The organism is Bradyrhizobium sp. SZCCHNR1051 (assembly GCF_032489615.1).
Lineage (GTDB): Bacteria > Pseudomonadota > Alphaproteobacteria > Rhizobiales > Xanthobacteraceae > Bradyrhizobium.
Genome location: NZ_JAUEYJ010000001.1, coordinates 51,618 through 68,680, shown reverse-complemented (window position 1 = coordinate 68,680; position 17,063 = coordinate 51,618). Strand labels below are relative to the sequence as shown.

13 protein-coding genes are annotated in these 17,063 nt (G+C 66.4%); 9 read left to right on the top strand and 4 right to left on the bottom strand.

Annotation, left to right across the window (positions count from 1 at the left end; translation table 11 throughout):
• From dusB to hflX, 7 genes are all read left to right on the top strand, one after another.
• Nucleotides 1-954, top strand: coding sequence for a tRNA dihydrouridine synthase DusB (gene dusB / locus QW868_RS00305; RefSeq protein WP_316229801.1), 954 nt, complete (start codon nt 1-3; stop codon nt 952-954).
• Nucleotides 951-2,126 carry a nitrogen regulation protein NR(II) gene (locus QW868_RS00300; protein WP_315779974.1) on the top strand — a complete coding sequence of 392 codons (1,176 nt, stop codon included), beginning with the start codon at nt 951-953 and terminating at the stop codon, nt 2,124-2,126. Before dusB ends, QW868_RS00300 begins: the two co-directional genes overlap by 4 nt.
• Nucleotides 2,127-2,135: 9 nt before the next feature.
• Nucleotides 2,136-3,578 (top strand): nitrogen regulation protein NR(I), encoded by a 1,443-nt coding sequence (gene ntrC, locus QW868_RS00295; RefSeq protein WP_315711890.1) that lies wholly within the window; start codon nt 2,136-2,138, stop codon nt 3,576-3,578.
• 175 nt (nt 3,579-3,753) lie between these two features.
• Nucleotides 3,754-6,099 carry a PAS domain-containing sensor histidine kinase gene (locus QW868_RS00290; RefSeq protein WP_315738012.1) on the top strand — a complete coding sequence of 782 codons (2,346 nt, stop codon included), beginning with the start codon at nt 3,754-3,756 and terminating at the stop codon, nt 6,097-6,099.
• Between the two features lie 17 nt (nt 6,100-6,116).
• Entirely contained in the window at nt 6,117-7,487 is a 1,371-nt protein-coding gene (locus QW868_RS00285) for a sigma-54 dependent transcriptional regulator (RefSeq protein WP_315738011.1), read from the top strand.
• Nucleotides 7,488-7,756: 269 nt separating this feature from the next.
• Nucleotides 7,757-8,005: an RNA chaperone Hfq gene (gene hfq, locus QW868_RS00280; RefSeq protein WP_006613906.1), complete on the top strand. Its 249-nt coding sequence runs from the start codon at nt 7,757-7,759 to the stop codon at nt 8,003-8,005.
• A gap of 27 nt (nt 8,006-8,032) precedes the next feature.
• Nucleotides 8,033-9,412: a GTPase HflX gene (hflX, locus tag QW868_RS00275; protein WP_316229656.1), complete on the top strand. Its 1,380-nt coding sequence runs from the start codon at nt 8,033-8,035 to the stop codon at nt 9,410-9,412.
• A gap of 64 nt (nt 9,413-9,476) precedes the next feature.
• Here the strand turns inward: hflX and QW868_RS00270 are convergent, their stop codons facing one another.
• Genes QW868_RS00270 through QW868_RS00260 form a run of 3 tightly spaced genes read right to left on the bottom strand, consistent with a single transcriptional unit; the run spans nt 9,477 to nt 14,301 of the window.
• On the bottom strand, nt 9,477-11,210 hold the full coding sequence (locus QW868_RS00270; RefSeq protein WP_316229655.1) for a thiamine pyrophosphate-requiring protein: 1,734 nt from the start codon (nt 11,208-11,210) through the stop codon (nt 9,477-9,479).
• Nucleotides 11,207-12,907 (bottom strand): FAD-dependent oxidoreductase, encoded by a 1,701-nt coding sequence (locus QW868_RS00265; RefSeq protein WP_316229654.1) that lies wholly within the window; start codon nt 12,905-12,907, stop codon nt 11,207-11,209. The genes QW868_RS00270 and QW868_RS00265 overlap by 4 nt, the downstream gene beginning before the upstream one ends.
• 20 nt (nt 12,908-12,927) lie before the next feature.
• Nucleotides 12,928-14,301 carry an MFS transporter gene (locus tag QW868_RS00260; RefSeq protein ID WP_315779964.1) on the bottom strand — a complete coding sequence of 458 codons (1,374 nt, stop codon included), beginning with the start codon at nt 14,299-14,301 and terminating at the stop codon, nt 12,928-12,930.
• A gap of 128 nt (nt 14,302-14,429) precedes the next feature.
• On the opposite strand from QW868_RS00260, the gene QW868_RS00255 reads away from it, so the two are divergent.
• Nucleotides 14,430-15,332, top strand: coding sequence for a LysR family transcriptional regulator (locus QW868_RS00255; protein ID WP_315738006.1), 903 nt, complete (start codon nt 14,430-14,432; stop codon nt 15,330-15,332).
• A 23-nt stretch (nt 15,333-15,355) separates the two neighbouring features.
• On the opposite strand, the gene mazG is transcribed toward QW868_RS00255, so the two are convergent.
• Complete coding sequence (mazG, locus tag QW868_RS00250) at nt 15,356-16,174, bottom strand: nucleoside triphosphate pyrophosphohydrolase (protein WP_316229653.1); 819 nt, start codon at nt 16,172-16,174, stop codon at nt 15,356-15,358.
• 134 nt (nt 16,175-16,308) lie between these two features.
• Between mazG and queC the strand changes: the two genes are divergently transcribed.
• Nucleotides 16,309-17,025, top strand: coding sequence for a 7-cyano-7-deazaguanine synthase QueC (queC, locus tag QW868_RS00245; protein ID WP_315757501.1), 717 nt, complete (start codon nt 16,309-16,311; stop codon nt 17,023-17,025).
• Nucleotides 17,026-17,063: the final 38 nt, after the last annotated feature.

Here is a 17,063-nt window from a genome sequence, read left to right as displayed (position 1 = left end):
ATGTCGGGCATCACCGACGCGCCGTTCCGCCGACTCGCGGCCGAGCTCGGCGCCGGGCTGGTGGTGTCCGAGATGACCGCGAGCGACGATCTCGTGCGCGGGCGGTGGATATCCCGGTTGCGCTGCGAGGCGAGCGGCGTCGGGCCGCATGTGGTGCAGCTCGCCGGCTGCGAGGCGCATTGGATGGCCGAGGGCGCGAGGGTCGCCGAGGAGGGCGGCGCTGATATCATCGACATCAACATGGGCTGCCCGGCGCGGCACGTGACCGGCGGCCAGTCCGGCTCGGCCCTGATGCGTGATCTCGATCATGCGCTGACCCTGATCGAGGCGACGGTCGAGGCCGTCGATGTGCCCGTGACGCTGAAGATGCGGCTCGGCTGGGACGAGCGCAGCCTCAATGCACCGGAGCTGGCGCGCCGCGCCGAAGCCGCGGGCGTGCGGCTGATCACCGTGCACGGCCGCACGCGGCAGCAGTTCTACAAGGGCGAGGCCGACTGGAGCGCGGTGCGCGCGGTGAAGGATGCCGTCGATCTGCCGGTCGTCGTCAACGGCGACATCACCACCTACGAAGACGCGCGCGAGGCGCTCGATACGTCCGGCGCCGATGCCGTGATGATCGGGCGCGGCGCGCAAGGACAGCCGTGGCTTCCCGGCCAGATCGGCCGCCAGCTCGACGGCGGTGCGGAAGAGGGCGCGCCCGAACTGGCTCAGCAGCTCAGTCTTCTCGCAGCGCTCCATGACGAGATCTGCCGTCACTATGGCGCGCGTGTCGGCCTGCGCCACGCCCGCAAGCATCTCAGCTGGGGGCTCGACGTCGCCGCCCAGCACGCCCAGGCGCCGGCCGAAAAACTGAAGGCGTGGCGCGACCGTATCCTGACGTCCGAGCAGCCGTCCTTGGTGCATCGGGCGCTGCGTGAGGCTTTCGACGATTTTGCCTGGAGTGCAGCCGCATGAGCTCAGCCGCAGAACAGCGCAAGCGACTTCCGTCGGATGGCGACGCCATCCTCAACGCTTTGCCGAATCCGGTCCTCGTCATCGGCCCGGATGGCATGATCATGGACGCCAACATGGCGGCGGAATCGTTCTTCGATTCCTCGACGCAGTTTTTGCAGCGGCAGTCGCTGAAGAAGCTGGTGCCGTTCGGCAGCCCCTTGCTGGCGCTGATCGACCAGGTCCGTACCACCAGCGCGCCGGTCAACGAGTACAAGGTCGATCTGGGCACGCCGCGCACCGGCGCCGATCGGCTCGTCGACCTGCACGTCGCGCCGCTGCCGGAGCGCCCCGGCCATATCGTGGTGATGCTGCAGGAGCGCACCATCGCCGACAAGATGGACCGCCAGCTCACGCATCGCAGCGCCGCGCGCTCGGTGATCGCGCTGGCCGCGATGCTCGCGCACGAGATCAAGAACCCGCTGTCGGGCATCCGCGGCGCCGCGCAGCTTTTGGAGCAGCAGGCCTCCTCCGAGGACCGCATGCTGACCCGCCTGATCTGCGACGAGGCCGACCGCATCGTCACTTTGGTCGACCGCATGGAGGTGTTCGGCGACGACCGCCCGGTGGCGCGCGGGCCCGTGAACATCCATTCCGTGCTCGATCACGTGAAGCGGCTGGCGCAGTCGGGCTTTGCCCGCAACATCCGCTTCGTCGAGGATTACGATCCGTCGCTGCCGCCGGTGCTCGCCAACCAGGATCAACTGATCCAGGTGTTCCTGAACCTGGTCAAGAATGCCGCGGAAGCGGTCGTCGATCTCGGCTCGGATGCCGAGATCCAGCTCACCACGGCCTTCCGCCCGGGCGTGCGTCTGTCGGTGCCCGGCAAGAAATCGCGGGTGTCGCTGCCGCTGGAGTTCTGCGTCAGGGACAACGGCCCCGGCGTGCCGGAAGACCTGATGCCCAATCTGTTCGATCCGTTCGTGACCACCAAGCCGACCGGAAGCGGCCTCGGACTTGCATTGGTCGCGAAGATCGTCGGCGACCATGGCGGGATCATCGAGTGCGAGTCGCAGCCGCGCAAGACGACCTTCCGGGTGCTGATGCCGATGTACAGCGCAACCAGACAACCAGACCACGGCCATCGCGATGACGTTTCGGGGACGCCGTTGCATGCCTCACAGGGATCAAATTGAGGACCACCTATGCCTGCAGGTAGCATTCTCGTTGCCGACGACGATACGGCCATCCGCACGGTCCTGAACCAGGCGCTGTCACGCGCCGGCTATGAGGTGCGGCTGACCGGCAACGCCGCCACGCTGTGGCGCTGGGTGAGCCAGGGCGAGGGCGATCTCGTCATCACCGACGTGGTGATGCCGGACGAGAACGCGTTCGACCTGCTGCCGCGGATCAAGAAGATGCGGCCGAACCTGCCGGTCATCGTGATGAGCGCGCAGAACACCTTCATGACCGCCATCAAGGCGTCGGAGCGCGGCGCCTATGAGTATCTGCCGAAGCCGTTCGACCTGAAGGAGCTGATTGCGATCGTCGGCCGTGCCTTGGCCGAGCCGAAGGAGCGTGCGGCGAGCCAGCCCGACGACGGCGAGTTCGAATCGATCCCTCTGGTCGGCCGCTCGCCGGCGATGCAGGACATCTACCGCGTGCTGGCGCGACTGATGCAGACCGACCTCACGGTGATGATCTCCGGCGAGAGCGGCACCGGCAAGGAGCTGGTCGCGCGCGCGCTGCACGATTACGGCAAACGGCGGAACGGCCCGTTCGTCGCGGTCAACATGGCGGCGATCCCGCGCGACCTGATCGAGTCGGAACTGTTCGGGCACGAGCGCGGCGCCTTCACTGGCGCCAACACCCGAGCGTCCGGCCGTTTCGAGCAGGCTGAGGGCGGCACGCTGTTCCTGGACGAGATCGGCGACATGCCGATGGAGGCGCAGACGCGGCTCTTACGCGTGCTGCAGCAGGGCGAGTACACCACCGTCGGCGGCCGCACCCCGATCAAGACCGACGTGCGCATCGTCGCCGCCTCCAACAAGGACCTGCGCATCCTGATCCAGCAGGGGCTGTTCCGCGAGGATCTGTTCTTCCGCCTCAACGTCGTGCCGCTGCGGCTGCCTCCCTTGCGCGAGCGCATCGAGGACCTGCCGGATCTCGTCCGGCATTTCTTCGCGCTGGCCGAGAAGGACGGGCTGCCGCCGAAGAAGCTCGATGCCGCGGCGCTGGAGCGGCTCAAGCAGCACCGCTGGCCGGGCAACGTCCGCGAGCTGGAGAATCTCGCCCGGCGTTTGGCCGCGCTGTATCCGCAGGACGTGATCACTGCCTCGGTGATCGATGGCGAGCTGGCGCCGCCGGCAGTGACGACCGGCTCGAACACGCCGACCTCGATCGACAATCTCGGCGGTGCCGTGGAGGCCTATCTGTCGTCGCACTTCCAGGGGTTTCCCAACGGCGTGCCGCCGCCGGGGCTGTACCACCGCATCCTCAAGGAGATCGAGATTCCGCTGCTGACGGCGGCGCTGGCGGCAACCCGCGGCAACCAGATCCGCGCGGCCGATCTGCTCGGCCTCAACCGCAACACGCTGCGGAAGAAGATTCGCGACCTCGACATTCAGGTGTACCGCAGCGGCGCTTGATGGTGATTTGATACCTTTCCGGCGGGCTCAGGCCCGCCTCAGGTGAGAATTAATGTAGACAAATCCGCGACGCGCTCCGGCGCCGCGGATTTGTCGCAATTTGGCAACAGCGTGGTAGGAATGCATCAGTCCGATTCCCGGACATGCCGCGTTCAGCATCACCCACCTTGCCGGAATGACCAGCGCAGAGACCTCGGCCACCCCCTTCGATTCGTCGTCCACCGACGGCCGGCGCTGGACCTGGCGCACCTGGCTGGCGCCGGTGGCGGTGGCGCTCGCGCTGCTGTCGGCCTTCCTCACCTTCATCGTGCTGGTCGGGCTGACCCCGGTCGAGCCGACGACGGACGTCGTCAAGACCTTCTACCTGATCGACGCCGGAACGATCCTGGTCCTGGTCGGGATCATCATCCGCGAGGTCTGGCAGGTGGTGCAGGCCCGCCGGCGCGGCCGGGCGGCGGCGCGGCTGCACGTGCAGATCGTCAGCCTGTTCTCGGTGATCGCGGTATTGCCGGCGGTGCTGGTCGCCGTGGCGGCCAACGTCACCATCGATCGCGGCCTCGACCGGCTGTTCTCCGGACCGGCCAAGGTCGCGATCCAGAACTCGCTGACCATCGCGCGCGCCTACATGCAGGAGCACGCGCAATTCATCCGCGGTGACATCATCGGCATGGCGACCGACATCGCACGCGCGCGGCCGCTGTTCGACCAGGACCGCGCCAGCTTCCGCGAGCTGCTCACCACCAGCGCCGCCTCGCGCAACCTGCCGGGCGCGATGATCATCGACAAGAACACCAATCCGATCGTCTGGGCCGAGACCGGTGGGGTGCAACTGGCCTATTCGCCGCCAGCGCCCGAGTTCCTCAACAATGTCCGGGAGGAGGAGCCCGAGATCGCGGTCCTGCCGGAATCGAACTACGTCGCCGCGGTGATCCGGCTGCGCGCGTTCAACGACACCTTCCTCTACGTCGCGCGCCCGCTCGATCCGCAGGTCGTCGAGCAGCTCAAGCAGACCGAGCTGTCGGTCGCCGAATACGCCCAGGTCGAAGCGCGGCGCTTCGGCATCCAGATCGCCTTCGCGCTGATGTTCGCGGTGATCGCGCTGACCATCCTGATGGCCTCGGTGCTGATCGGGCTGAACTTCGCCAACTGGCTGGTGGCGCCGATCCGGCAATTGATGAATGCCGCCAACACCGTGTCGACCGGCGATCTCAACGTCCAGGTCCCGGTGCATCGCTCGGAGGGCGATCTCGCCCAGCTCGGCCAGACCTTCAACAAGATGACGCAGGAGCTGCGCACGCAGCGCGACGAGCTGGTCAGCGCCAGCGAATTGATCGACAGCCGGCGCCGCTTCATCGAGGCGGTGCTGTCGTCGGCCTCCGCCGGCATCATCGGCGTCGATGCCTCGGGCAGCGTCGGCATCCTCAACCGCTCGGCCGAGAAGCTGATCGGACATGCCGAGCAGGAGGTGCTGGATCATCCGCTCTCCGACGTGCTGCCCGAGCTCGACGACATGATGAAGACGGCGCGCGAGGGCAAGCAGCGGCTGGTGCAGGGGCAGATCACGATCCAGCGCGACGGCCACGAGCGCAATCTGTCGGTGCGCGTCACCGCCGAGCAGACCAACCAGGCGCGCGACAGCTACATCATCACGCTGGACGACATCACCGAGCTGGTCTCGGCGCAGCGCACGTCCGCCTGGGGCGACGTCGCGCGCCGCATCGCGCACGAGATCAAGAATCCGCTGACGCCGATTCAACTCTCGGCTGAGCGCATCCGCCGCAAATTCGGCAAGGTCATCACCGAGGACAAGGCGGTATTTGAGCAATGTACCGAGACGATCGTGCGGCAGGTCGACGACATCAGGCGAATGGTCGACGAGTTCTCGCGATTCGCGCGGATGCCGAAGCCGGTGATGGAAGGCGAGGACGTCGCCGACACCGTGCGGCAGGCCGTGTTCCTGATGAAGGTCGCGCATCCCGAGATCGACATCGAGACCGAGATCAAGCAGGACCCGTTGCGCGCGCAGTTCGACCGCCGCCTGATCTCGCAGGCGCTGACCAACATCATCAAGAACGCCACCGAGGCGATCGAGGTGGTGCCCGAGGCGGAGCTCGGCAAGGGCCGAATCGATGTCGTCGCCTCGCGCGAGGGTGAGGACGTGCTGATCGACGTCATCGACAACGGCATCGGTCTGCCGAAGGTGGCGCGGCAGCGGCTGCTCGAGCCCTACGTCACGACGCGCGCCAAGGGCACCGGCCTCGGGCTCGCCATCGTCGGCCGCGTGCTGGAAGACCATGGCGGCAAGCTCGAGCTGAAGGACGCGTCCGATTTCCGTCCCGGCCAGCGCGGCGCCTGGATGCGGCTGCGCTTTGCCGTCTCCGGCCAGGCCGCGAAGACGGGAGCGAAGGAGCAGGCGGGGGCGTCTGACAATGCGCAGAAGACCGAGGCCGGCGGCGAAACCGCTGACACGGTTCAAACGACCAATGATGAACCAAAAATCCAAGCCGCAACCGGCAGCTGACGAGACAGGCGTGACCCATGGCGAGTGATATTCTGATTGTCGACGATGAAGCCGATATCCGGGAGCTGGTCGCCGGCATCCTGGATGACGAAGGCTTCACGACGCGAACCGCGCGCGACAGCGATTCGGCGCTCGCGGAGATCACGAGCCGCCGTCCCAACCTGGTGTTCCTGGACATCTGGCTGCAGGGCTCCAAGCTCGACGGTCTGCAGCTCCTCGAGCAGATCAAGAAGGACCATCCCGACCTTCCGGTCGTGATGATCTCCGGCCACGGCAACATCGAAACGGCGGTCGCCGCGATCAAGCGCGGCGCCTATGACTTCATCGAGAAGCCGTTCAAGTCCGACCGCCTGATTCTGGTTGCCACGCGTGCGCTAGAGAATTCCCGGCTGAAGCGCGAGGTTCGTGAGCTCAAGCAGCTGGCGCCGACCGCGAGCAGCATGACCGGCCGCTCGCCATCGATGAACCAGTTGCGCCAGACCATCGAGCGCGCCGCCAAGGCCAACAGCCGCATCCTGATCGTCGGCCCGCCGGGCTCGGGCAAGGAGCTTGCCGCGCGTTCGCTGCACGCTCAATCGCCGCGCTCCGAGGGCCCGTTCGTCGTCATCAACGCCGCCGCGATCACGCCGGAGCGGATGGAGGAGGAGCTGTTCGGCATCGAGCAGTCGAACGGCGAGCAGTCGCGCAAGACCGGCGCGCTGGAAGAGGCCCATGGCGGCACGCTGTTCGTCGACGAGATCGCCGACATGCCGCGCGAGACGCAGAACAAGATCTTGCGCGTGCTGGTCGATCAGACGTTCCAGCGTGCGGGCGGGACCACCAAGGTGCACGTCGACGTGCGCATCATCTCCTCGACCGCACGGAATCTCGAGGAGGAAATTGCCGCCGGGCGTTTCCGCGAGGACCTCTATCACCGTCTGTCGGTGGTGCCGATCCGGGTTCCGCCGCTGTCGGAGCGCCGCGAGGACATTCCCGAGCTGATCGACTATTTCATGGAGCAGATTTCGGCCACGACCGGCCTGCCAAAGCGGCAGATCGGCCAGGACGCCATGGCCGTGCTGCAGTCGCATGTGTGGCCCGGCAACGTCCGTCAGCTTCGCAACAACGTCGAGCGTGTCATGATTCTGGCCGCCGGTGGACCGGAGGTGATCATCACCGCCGACATGCTGCCGCCGGATGTGGGATCGATGGTGCCGGCGATGCCGACCAGCAACAATGGCGAGCACATCATGGGCCTGCCGCTGCGCGAGGCACGCGAGGTGTTCGAGCGCGACTATCTGATCGCCCAGATCAGCCGCTTCTCGGGCAACATCTCGCGCACGGCCGAGTTCGTGGGCATGGAGCGGTCGGCCCTGCATCGCAAGCTGAAGGCGCTCGGCGTCGGCTGAGGCTCCAGCTCGGCCAAACCTGCCGACTGGACGAATTTACATTGGAAAATTCGTCCATTTCCGGAATTTTACGGATGAATCCGGTTGTTTTGGAACCGGCTTCCTTGCAAGCGGCTTGCCTAATATGCTCGCCTGTCTTCTAATCCGGCATCCCGTGGTCCCTCGAGGGGGATCTCAATGGACCATGGGCCACCTCGATGAATCCGGGGCCTGCGATCGGGACATCGAAGGTTCAATAAGAAAAAGCACAAGACTGCGAGACAATAACAATGGCGGCAGACCGCGCACAAAACCTACAAGACACCTTTCTAAACCATGTCCGCAAAACCAAGACGCCGCTCACGATCTTTCTGGTCAATGGCGTGAAGCTGCAGGGGATTGTCACATGGTTCGACAATTTCTGCCTGCTGCTCCGGCGCGACGGTCACTCGCAGCTCGTCTACAAGCATGCGATCTCCACCATCATGCCAGGCGCGCCGATCCAGTTGTTCGAAGGCGGCGAGGACGCGTCTGCGTGAGTGTGACCTGACGTGAGAGTGACCTGATTGGAACCCCGCGATCGCGAAGGGACCATCGGCCTGTCGAGGCCGGATGACAATAAGGGGACCGGGCTCGTCATCGTGGTCGGCCCCTACTTGCGAGCGCGCCGCGGCGACGATGGCGCGCAAGCAGGCCAATCTGACATGCGTGATTTCGAGGCGAGGATCGACGAGGCGGCGGGCCTCGCGCGGGCCATCGACCTGACCGTGGCCGAGGCCATTCCCGCGCCGATCGGGCAGATCCGCCCCGCGACCTATCTCGGCAAGGGCAAGGTCGAAGAGATTGCCGGCGTGATCGCCGGCCATGGCGTCGAGCTGGTGGTGATGGATTGCGCGCTCTCGCCGATCCAGCAGCGAAACCTCGAGAAGGCCTGGAACACCAAGGTGCTCGACCGCACCGGCTTGATCCTGGAGATCTTCGGCCGCCGCGCCAAGACGAAGGAGGGTGCGCTGCAGGTCGAGCTCGCGCATCTCAACTATCAGCGCAGCCGCCTGGTGCGGTCCTGGACCCATCTCGAACGCCAGCGCGGCGGTTTCGGCTTCATGGGCGGTCCCGGCGAGACCCAGATCGAGGCCGACCGCCGGCTGATCGGCGACCGCATCACGCGGCTCGAGAACGAGCTGAAGAAGGTCCAGGCGACGCGGCGGCTGCATCGCGCCGGACGCCAGCGCGTGCCGTATCGCGTTGTGGCGCTGGTCGGCTACACCAATGCCGGCAAGTCGACGCTGTTCAATCGCCTGACGCGCGCCGACGTCCAGGCCGCCGACATGCTGTTCGCGACGCTCGATCCGACCTTGCGCGCGATCACGCTGCCGCATGGCGGCAAGGCGATGCTGTCGGACACCGTGGGCTTCATCTCCAACCTGCCGACGCAGCTCGTCGCCGCCTTCCGCGCCACGCTCGAGGAGGTGCTGGAGGCCGACGTGATCCTGCACGTCCGCGACATGTCGCACGAGGATGCCGAGGCGCAGCAGCACGATGTCGAGCTGGTGCTCAGCCAGCTCGGCATCGATCCCGAGGCCACCGACACCATCATCGAGGTCTGGAACAAGATCGATCGCCTCGACGAGGCGGCGCGCGAGAACCTCGCCAACATCGCCGCACGGCGGCCACCGGAGCGCCCGTGCCTGCTGGTCTCGGCCCAGAGCGGGGAGGGCGTCGAGGCGCTCCTGCAGACGATCGAGGACCGGCTCGCGGCGGCGCGGACGACGCTCGATCTCACCATCGATGCGGCCGACGGCGCCGGCATCTCCTGGCTGCATCGCAACGCCGAAGTGCTGGCCAAGGAGCTGCACGAGGGCCACTACGACATGACCGTGCGCGTCGATGCCACCAAGCGCGACATCGTGGTCGAGCGCTATCACGGCGTGCCCCGCGTGGCGTGAGCCTCGCGCGACGTCGTTTGCCTCTCGTGCAGGATGACATGCATCGCTGCGCCTATCCATCGGGCTACAAGGGCGTGATGTCGACGTGCAGCACGGCGGCTCGGCCGTCACCGAGGGCGGCGAGGCAGCGCTCGATCGCCGCATCGAGCTTGTCGGGATCGTCGACCCGCTCGCCGTGGGCGCCGAATGCGCAGGCGATGTCGGCGAGACGACGCTGCTCGCCCTGGCGCCCGGTGCTGAGCCTAGAGAGGAAGGAGTCCGTGCGCTGTGCGGCGCCGTCCGGATAGACGCGCTGCACCGATGCCTTCACCGCCTGCCATCCGTTGTTGTCGAGGATCACGGTCAGGATCGGGAGCTGGCACTGCTGCGATACGGCGTAGACGGAGTCCGGCGCGGCGAAATGATAGGCACCGTCGCCGACGACCTGCACCACGCGCGCTGAGGGATTGGCTAGCTTGAGCCCGAGCGCCATGCCGCCGCTGAAGCCGAGGCCGCCGCCGGCCAGGCCCACATAGGTCATCGGCTTGGTGCGGCGAAGCTGCTGTTGCAGGATTGGCGCGTTGCGGACCGCCTCGTTGAGGACGATGTCGTCCTCCGACAGCAGCGCCTGCAACCGCGCAAACAAATAGGCCGGGTTGATCGCTCCGATCCGGCCCTTCTGTGCCGCTGCAGATATCCGTTTCGCCTGCGCGGCCTCGCGTGCCGGCTGCCAGCTCGCGATCCGGTCGCGCACTCTCGTGAGATAGGCGTCGTCGCCACGGGCAACGATGATCTCCAGTACCTGACGAAGAATGACGGCCGAATCGCCCTGAATACGGAGGTCGGTGGCAAATCCCCACATCGGGATGTCCGCCTTCAGGGCGTCGATATCGATGTGGATCCAGCGCAGCCGATCGGCGGCCTTCAGCATCTGCGGAATGAATGGCACGTCGATGTCGATGAGCAGCCCGAGATCGGCGCCGGCGACCAGCGCGGCCGGGTCGGAGCCGGCAAAGCAAGGGGAGTCCTGGCAGATGTTCATCGTGACGGGGTTGAACTCCGCGACACGGATTCCGCAGACCAGCGCCAGCCGCTCCAGCACAGAGACGGCCTCGGCGCTGCGTCCGAGATAAGCGGTCAGCGCGATCGGATTCTCCGCCTTCATCAGCGCGTCCGCGATGGCACGCGCGCGCTCCGGCTCGATCCCTCCCGCCTTGACGCTGCCATGGCGCGCGGGCGGGCAGGCCGGCATCGCCGCCTCGTCCCAGGTCTCGGCGAGGGTCTCGCGCGGCAGCATCATGTAGACCGGGCCGGGCGGATCGCTGTGCATGAACGCGGCAGCGCGGGCGACCGCCTCCTTGACGACGACACCCGACGGCAGCGTGTATTCCCATTTGACATAAGGACGCACGATGCTGCCCTGATCGAAACTCTCCTGCACGAAGTGGACGTAGGTGTCACGTCCTCCCGGCAGCTCGCCATGCATCGCGAACGGAGCCCGCCCTGCAAACAGCAGCACCGGCAGCCGGTAGCGAAAGGCGTTCTGAATCGCCATGCACGCATTCGCCGTGCCGGCATCGACATGGACGAACACGGCCTGGCCGCGGCCGGTCGCGCTCGCATAGCCCATTGCCATGTGCACCGCGACCACCTCGTGGGGACACAGGATCACCTCGGGGTGCCGTCGACCTTCGCTGTCCCAGCGTGCAATCTCCTCGATCAGCGAGACATGATCGGTGCCGAGATTGGCGAAGATGTAGTCGATGCCGATATCGACGAGCGCCTCGAGGAAGTAATGCGCGGTGGTGTGGCGGGTCATGGCGCGATGACACGAGTCAGGGCGACGACGGCATCGTCACGGCGCATGCTCTGACTTGCCTGTCCACGCAGGCGATCGAACAGGTCGTTGGGCTCGAGCGGTGCGGCCAAGCCGCGCCAGGCAATGTGCGAGTCCGGCCGCAGCACGAGCAGGCTGTCCGGGAAGCCATAGCCGGCCTTTGCGCGCTCGACGTCGACGAGCGTCAAGGGAACGCCCTGGCGGGCCGCGGCGTCGACCAGTGGCATGACATCGACGGCCGGATCGAACCGCACCAGCGTGTAGGCCGGGCCAAGCGCATCCAGCAGCGATCGGCCATCGGCCAGCCAGACGTGCGGCGCGCGTGCGCCGGGCACTGTGGACGCGCTGAAATGGCCCATGCCGTAGGGCGGCGGCGTCTCGCCATCGTATGAGATCGCCGGAGACCGGTCGTAGTAATAGCCGAAATTCAAGCCGGCGCAGCAATATTGCTGCACGTTGAGATCATAGGCGGCCTTGCCGACCTTGCTGCGCGCCGCGTCGCCGACGGGGCCATCGATCTCCACCTCCGCAGGCACGGCGCGTCTCTGGCTCATCACCGCGAGCGCGTGGTTCATCGCGAAGTGCGACACCTGCTCGGTGATCGGCTGCCGCTCCGCTTCGTACGCGTCGAGCAGGGCAGGGGTGGCCCAGCCGTGGAGGACGCCGGCAAGCATCCAGCACAGGTCGACCGCATCGGCGATCCCTGCATTCATGCCGTAGCCGGCATAGGGGATCCACAGATGCGCCGCATCACCGCAGATGAAGGCGCGGCGATCGCGGAAGCGATCCGCCACCAGGCGACGTCCGATCCAGTCCTCCTTGCTGATGATCTCATACTGGAAACGGTCGTCGACACCGAGAATGGTGCGCAGTGCCCAATCGCGATCGACACTGTCGAACTCGAGCTCCTCGGCCGCGAGGTGGTTGTGGATCAGCCAGTTGTCGCGGCCGTCGATGGAGACGGTGGTGCCGCAGCGCCGCGGGTTGAGCGACATCGTCATCCAGGCCGGCTTCTGGGTGATCAGCTCCTTCAGCGCGGGAGCGTGGATGTAGGTCGACTGCACCCGCTGCACGACATCGGTGCCGCTGAGCCGTGAGCCGATGAGCTTGCGCACCGTGGAGCGGCCGCCGTCGCAGCCAATCAGATAGTCGGCTGAGATGGTGATGTCCCGGCCGGCGTCGAGATCGCGCGCCCGCGCGATCACGCCGTTTTCATCCTGGTCGAACCGATCGACCTGGACGCGGTTGAGAATCGTGATGCCGCGTTGCGCCTCTGCGCAAGCGAACAGGATCGGCTCGAGATAGATCTGATTGATGCGATGCGGCGGCTCGGGCGTCGGCCAATCGGTGTCCGGCCCACCGGTTGCCGTGTAGCGGTCCTGGCGGCATGGGATCGGGATGCGCGTCAGCTCGCGGCCGACGACGGCGGTGCGATAGGCGCAGTCGTTTGGAAAATCAGCCGGCAGGCCGCCTTCGCGCACCTCGCGGACGATGCCGAGGCGGCGGAACACCTCCATCGAGCGCGCGGAGACGTGGTTGCATTTCACGTTGGGCGGCTCTCCGGCGCGCCTGATCTCCGCGACCACGACGTCGATGCCGCGCGAGGCGAGATCCATGGCGGCGGTCAGTCCGACCGGGCCGGCGCCCACGATGAGCACCTGGGTTCGTATCGTCTTCATGTCGGTTCTCTTGCTTTGATCTACGCGCGCTCGGGCGTGGAGAGCGCACTGCGTTGCGCATCGTCGGCGCTCGGAAGACTGCCGCGCATGCCGAGGACCGCGAGGCCGAGGATCACCAGCGCCGAGAACAGTTGCGGTACCGCGCTGGCCTGAAACAGCGAGGAGACGTCCCATTTCGCCGCGAGCATCAACCCGCCGATCGTGACGCCGAGGATCGAGCCGAAGCGGCCGATGCCCAGTGCCCAGCCGATGCCGGTGCCGCGGATGTAGGTCGGATAGATGCGCGCCGCATAGGCGTTGCAGCCGATCTGTCCGCCGATCACCGCGACGCCGGCAATGAAGACGGCCGGCACGAGAATCGGCAACGAGGCTCCCGCGATACCGATGGTGATGATCGAGAGGAAGCCGGCAACGTAGGTCGCGAACAGGACGCGATCGAAGCCGAACTTTTCGATCAGCAGGCCGAGCCCGACGGTGCCGAGCATGCCGCCGAGCTGGAAGGCGATGCCGACGGCGATCGCCGCCTGGACGTCGAGCCCGACACCATGTGTGAGCGTCGGCAGCCAGCTGTTGAGGAAATAGATGTCCATCATGTTCATGAAGAACATGACCCACAGCAGCAAGGTCGGCAGCAGACGCCGCTTGGTGAACAGCTGTGGCAGCAGAAAGCCCTTGCCGCTCTCCTCGATGATCGTAAAGCGCGCGTCGGCGGGGAGGCGGTCCGACGGATCGATCCGCGTCAGCAGCGCGCGCACGCGATCATTCTTGCTGTCGTCGAGGGCCAGCAGCGAGAGCGATTCCGGCAGCCAGATAATGAGGACCGGACAGAGGATGAGCGGCAGAATGCCGCCGATGAGAAAGATGATCTGCCAGCCATAGGCGGTGATGAGCTTGGCCGCGACCGCTCCCCCGATCGCCGATCCCAGCGACACCGTCATGAACATCAGCATGATCAACAGGGTCCTGCGACGCTGCGGCGAATATTCGCCGGTCAGAGCGATCGTGTTGGGCAGGACGCCGCCGAGCCCGAGGCCGGTGAGGAACCGAATGATGACGAGGTCGGATACGCTCGTGGCCTGGGTGGTCGCCAGCGATCCAAGCGCGAACACGAGAACGCCGGCGACGACGAGCCATTTGCGCCCGAGATAGTCGGCCAGCGCGCCGAACACCAGCGAGCCGATCATCACGCCGAACAGGGACGCACCGAACACGGGTCCCAACGCGCCCGGCGCCAGATGCAGGTCCTTGCTGAGGGCAGGGGCGACGAAGCCGAGCGCCTGGGCATCGAAGCCGTCGAGCCCGACGACCAGCGCGCACAGGCAGATCACCCTGATCTGGAATCCCGACAGCGGCCGCTCGTCGACGTAGCGCGTGAGATTGATCGCTTGCGTCAAATGTCCCTCCCCATGTGCTTGTTGTTGCCTGGCCGCTTCACCGCAGCCGCCGGCTGTTTGCAAATATGTTGCATGATCAAACTCTTTCGATTAGTCACAAAATTCTCATTCATTCATGAGGAAAGCTAATGCCCCCGACCTTGCGGCAATTGGAGGCCCTGGTCCTGGTGTATCGGCTCGGCAGCATCACCAAGGCGGCCGCCGAGCTGCGCGTCACGCAGTCGGCGATCAGCCTGCTGATCCGGCAGATCGAGGAGAACTTTCAGCTCAAGCTGTTCGATCGCACGACGCGGGCGCTGCACCCGACGGCGGCCTGCCGCGAGGCGATCACCGCGGCGGAACGCATCCTGGCGGGGACGCAGGGGCTGTCGCAGCGGATGCGCGACCTGGCCGAGATCAAGGCCGGCCGAATTTCCATCGCGGTCTCAGCGGGCGTCGCGTCGGCGCTGCTTCCACGCGTGTTTGCGACGTTTCGATCGCGCCATCCCGAGGTGCGCATCGATCTGCGTGATGTCGCGCCCGACGAGCTGCTCGCGATCGTGATGGCCGGGCATGCGGAGTTCGGCCTCGGCAGCGTGGAGGACGAGGGCGTACCGGAGGTCAGGATCGAGACGCTGATGCAAAGTCCGCTCTCGGCGATCGGCATCAAGGACGGGCGGTTCGAGAAGCACCGCCGTCTGACGTGGGACGGCATCATGAGCTCCGACCTGATCACGATGCGTCACGGCACGCGCATCCGCCGCCAGATCGACGAGGCGCTGGCGGAGACCGGGCGGTCGCTGAAGCCTGCCTGGGAAGTGTCGCTGATCACGACCGCGCTGGCGCTCACGGCGGAGGGCGCCGGCATCAGCATCCTGCCCGCGCACATGCTGCCCAAGGCACAATTTCCGACCTTGGCCGCGATCCCGCTGTCGCAGCCGACGATTCATCGGCACGTCTCGCTGCTGAGCCGCGCCGACTTTGGATTGTCGCCGGCCGCCCAGCGCTTCGTCGAGATCGCAAGGGCCGAGCTGTCGCGCAAGGGCGGCTGATCACGACCTCGGAGCCGGGGACGCTACTTCTCCAGCCGCTTCGCCTCGTTCCACAATTCGTCCATCTCGTCGAGCGACGCTTCTTCGAGTGTGCGGCCCTTCGCCATCAACGCCTGTTCGATGTGCGCGAAACGGCGCTCGAACTTGGCGTTGGTGCCGCGCAATGCGGTCTCCGGATCAACCTCGGCGTGGCGGGCAAGATTGACCAGCGCGAACAGGAGATCGCCGGTCTCTTCGGTCAGCTCGGTCGCATCCTTGTTGTCGAGCGCGGCCTCGATCTCGTCGGCCTCCTCGCGGATCTTCTGCAACACCGCGCGCGGATCGTTCCAATCGAAGCCGACGGTCGCGGCCTTGTGCTGCAGCTCCATGGCGCGAACCAGCGCCGGCTGTCCGGCCTTGATGCCTGATAGCAGCGAGGACTTGCTCGTCTGCGCCTCGGGCGGCCGCCGCGCGGCGCGCTCGGCCTTCTCCTCGGCCTTGATGCGGTCCCAGGTGCCTTTGGTGGGCTGGGTGACGTTGCCGTCCTTGTCCGGGAACACATGCGGATGGCGGCGGACCATCTTCGTCGTGATGCCCTCGACGACGTCGCCGAATGCAAACGCGCCTTGTTCCTCGGCGATGCGGGCGTGATAGACCACCTGCAGCAGGAGATCGCCGAGCTCCTCGCGCAGATCGTCGAGATCGTCGCGCGTGATCGCGTCGGCCACCTCATAGGCTTCCTCGATGGTGTAGGGCGCGATGGTCCGGAACGTCTGCTCGATATCCCACGGGCAGCCGGTGACCGGCGTGCGCAGCGCCGCCATGATCTCGATCAGGCGTGAGATGTCGCGGGAGGGGATCATGGGCAGGTCCTGACAGCATCGTTCGCTCGGGTCCTGTATGCCCCAAGCCGCGCGCGGCTCCCAGCGAAAAGGGCGACTGCACGGGATGCGCCCGGCGGGTTGGCCCGACCCGTCGATGATGCTAAGCGGGAGCCATGAGTGAGCAGGACACGACGGCCCTGGTGCTGTTCTCGGGCGGGCAGGATTCCACGACGTGCCTGGCCTGGGCGCTCGACCGCTTCGCGCGCGTCGAGACGATCGGTTTCGCCTACGGGCAGCGCCATGCGATCGAGCTCGCCTGCCGCGACCGGCTGGTCGAGGGCATCGCGCGCCTGCGCCCCGACTGGGCAGCCAAGCTCGGTGACAGCCACACGCTGGAAATTCCAACGCTGGCTGCGATCTCCGAGACCGCGCTGACGCGCGACGTCGCGATCGAGATGGGCGCCGACGGCCTGCCCAACACCTTCGTGCCGGGCCGCAACCTGGTGTTCCTGACCTTTGCGGCGGCGCTCGCCTATCGCCGCGGCATCCGCCACATCGTCGGCGGCATGTGCGAGACGGACTATTCGGGCTATCCGGACTGCCGCGACGAGACCATCAAGGCGCTACAGAATGCGCTGAGCCTGGGCATGGCGCGCGCGTTCGAGCTGCACACGCCGCTGATGTGGCTGTCGAAGGCCGCGACCTGGCAGCTGGCGCATGACCTCGGCGGCGCCGGTCTCGTCGACCTGATCCGCGACCAGTCGCACACCTGCTATCTCGGCGAGCGCGGCGCGCGGCATGACTGGGGTCACGGCTGCGGTCACTGTCCCGCCTGCGAGCTGCGCGCCAAAGGATGGCGCGCGTACGTCGCGGCGGGCGGGCCATCCTGAATCGGAAGCGGGGCCCTCGGGCCCCGCGGAGAGCTGCG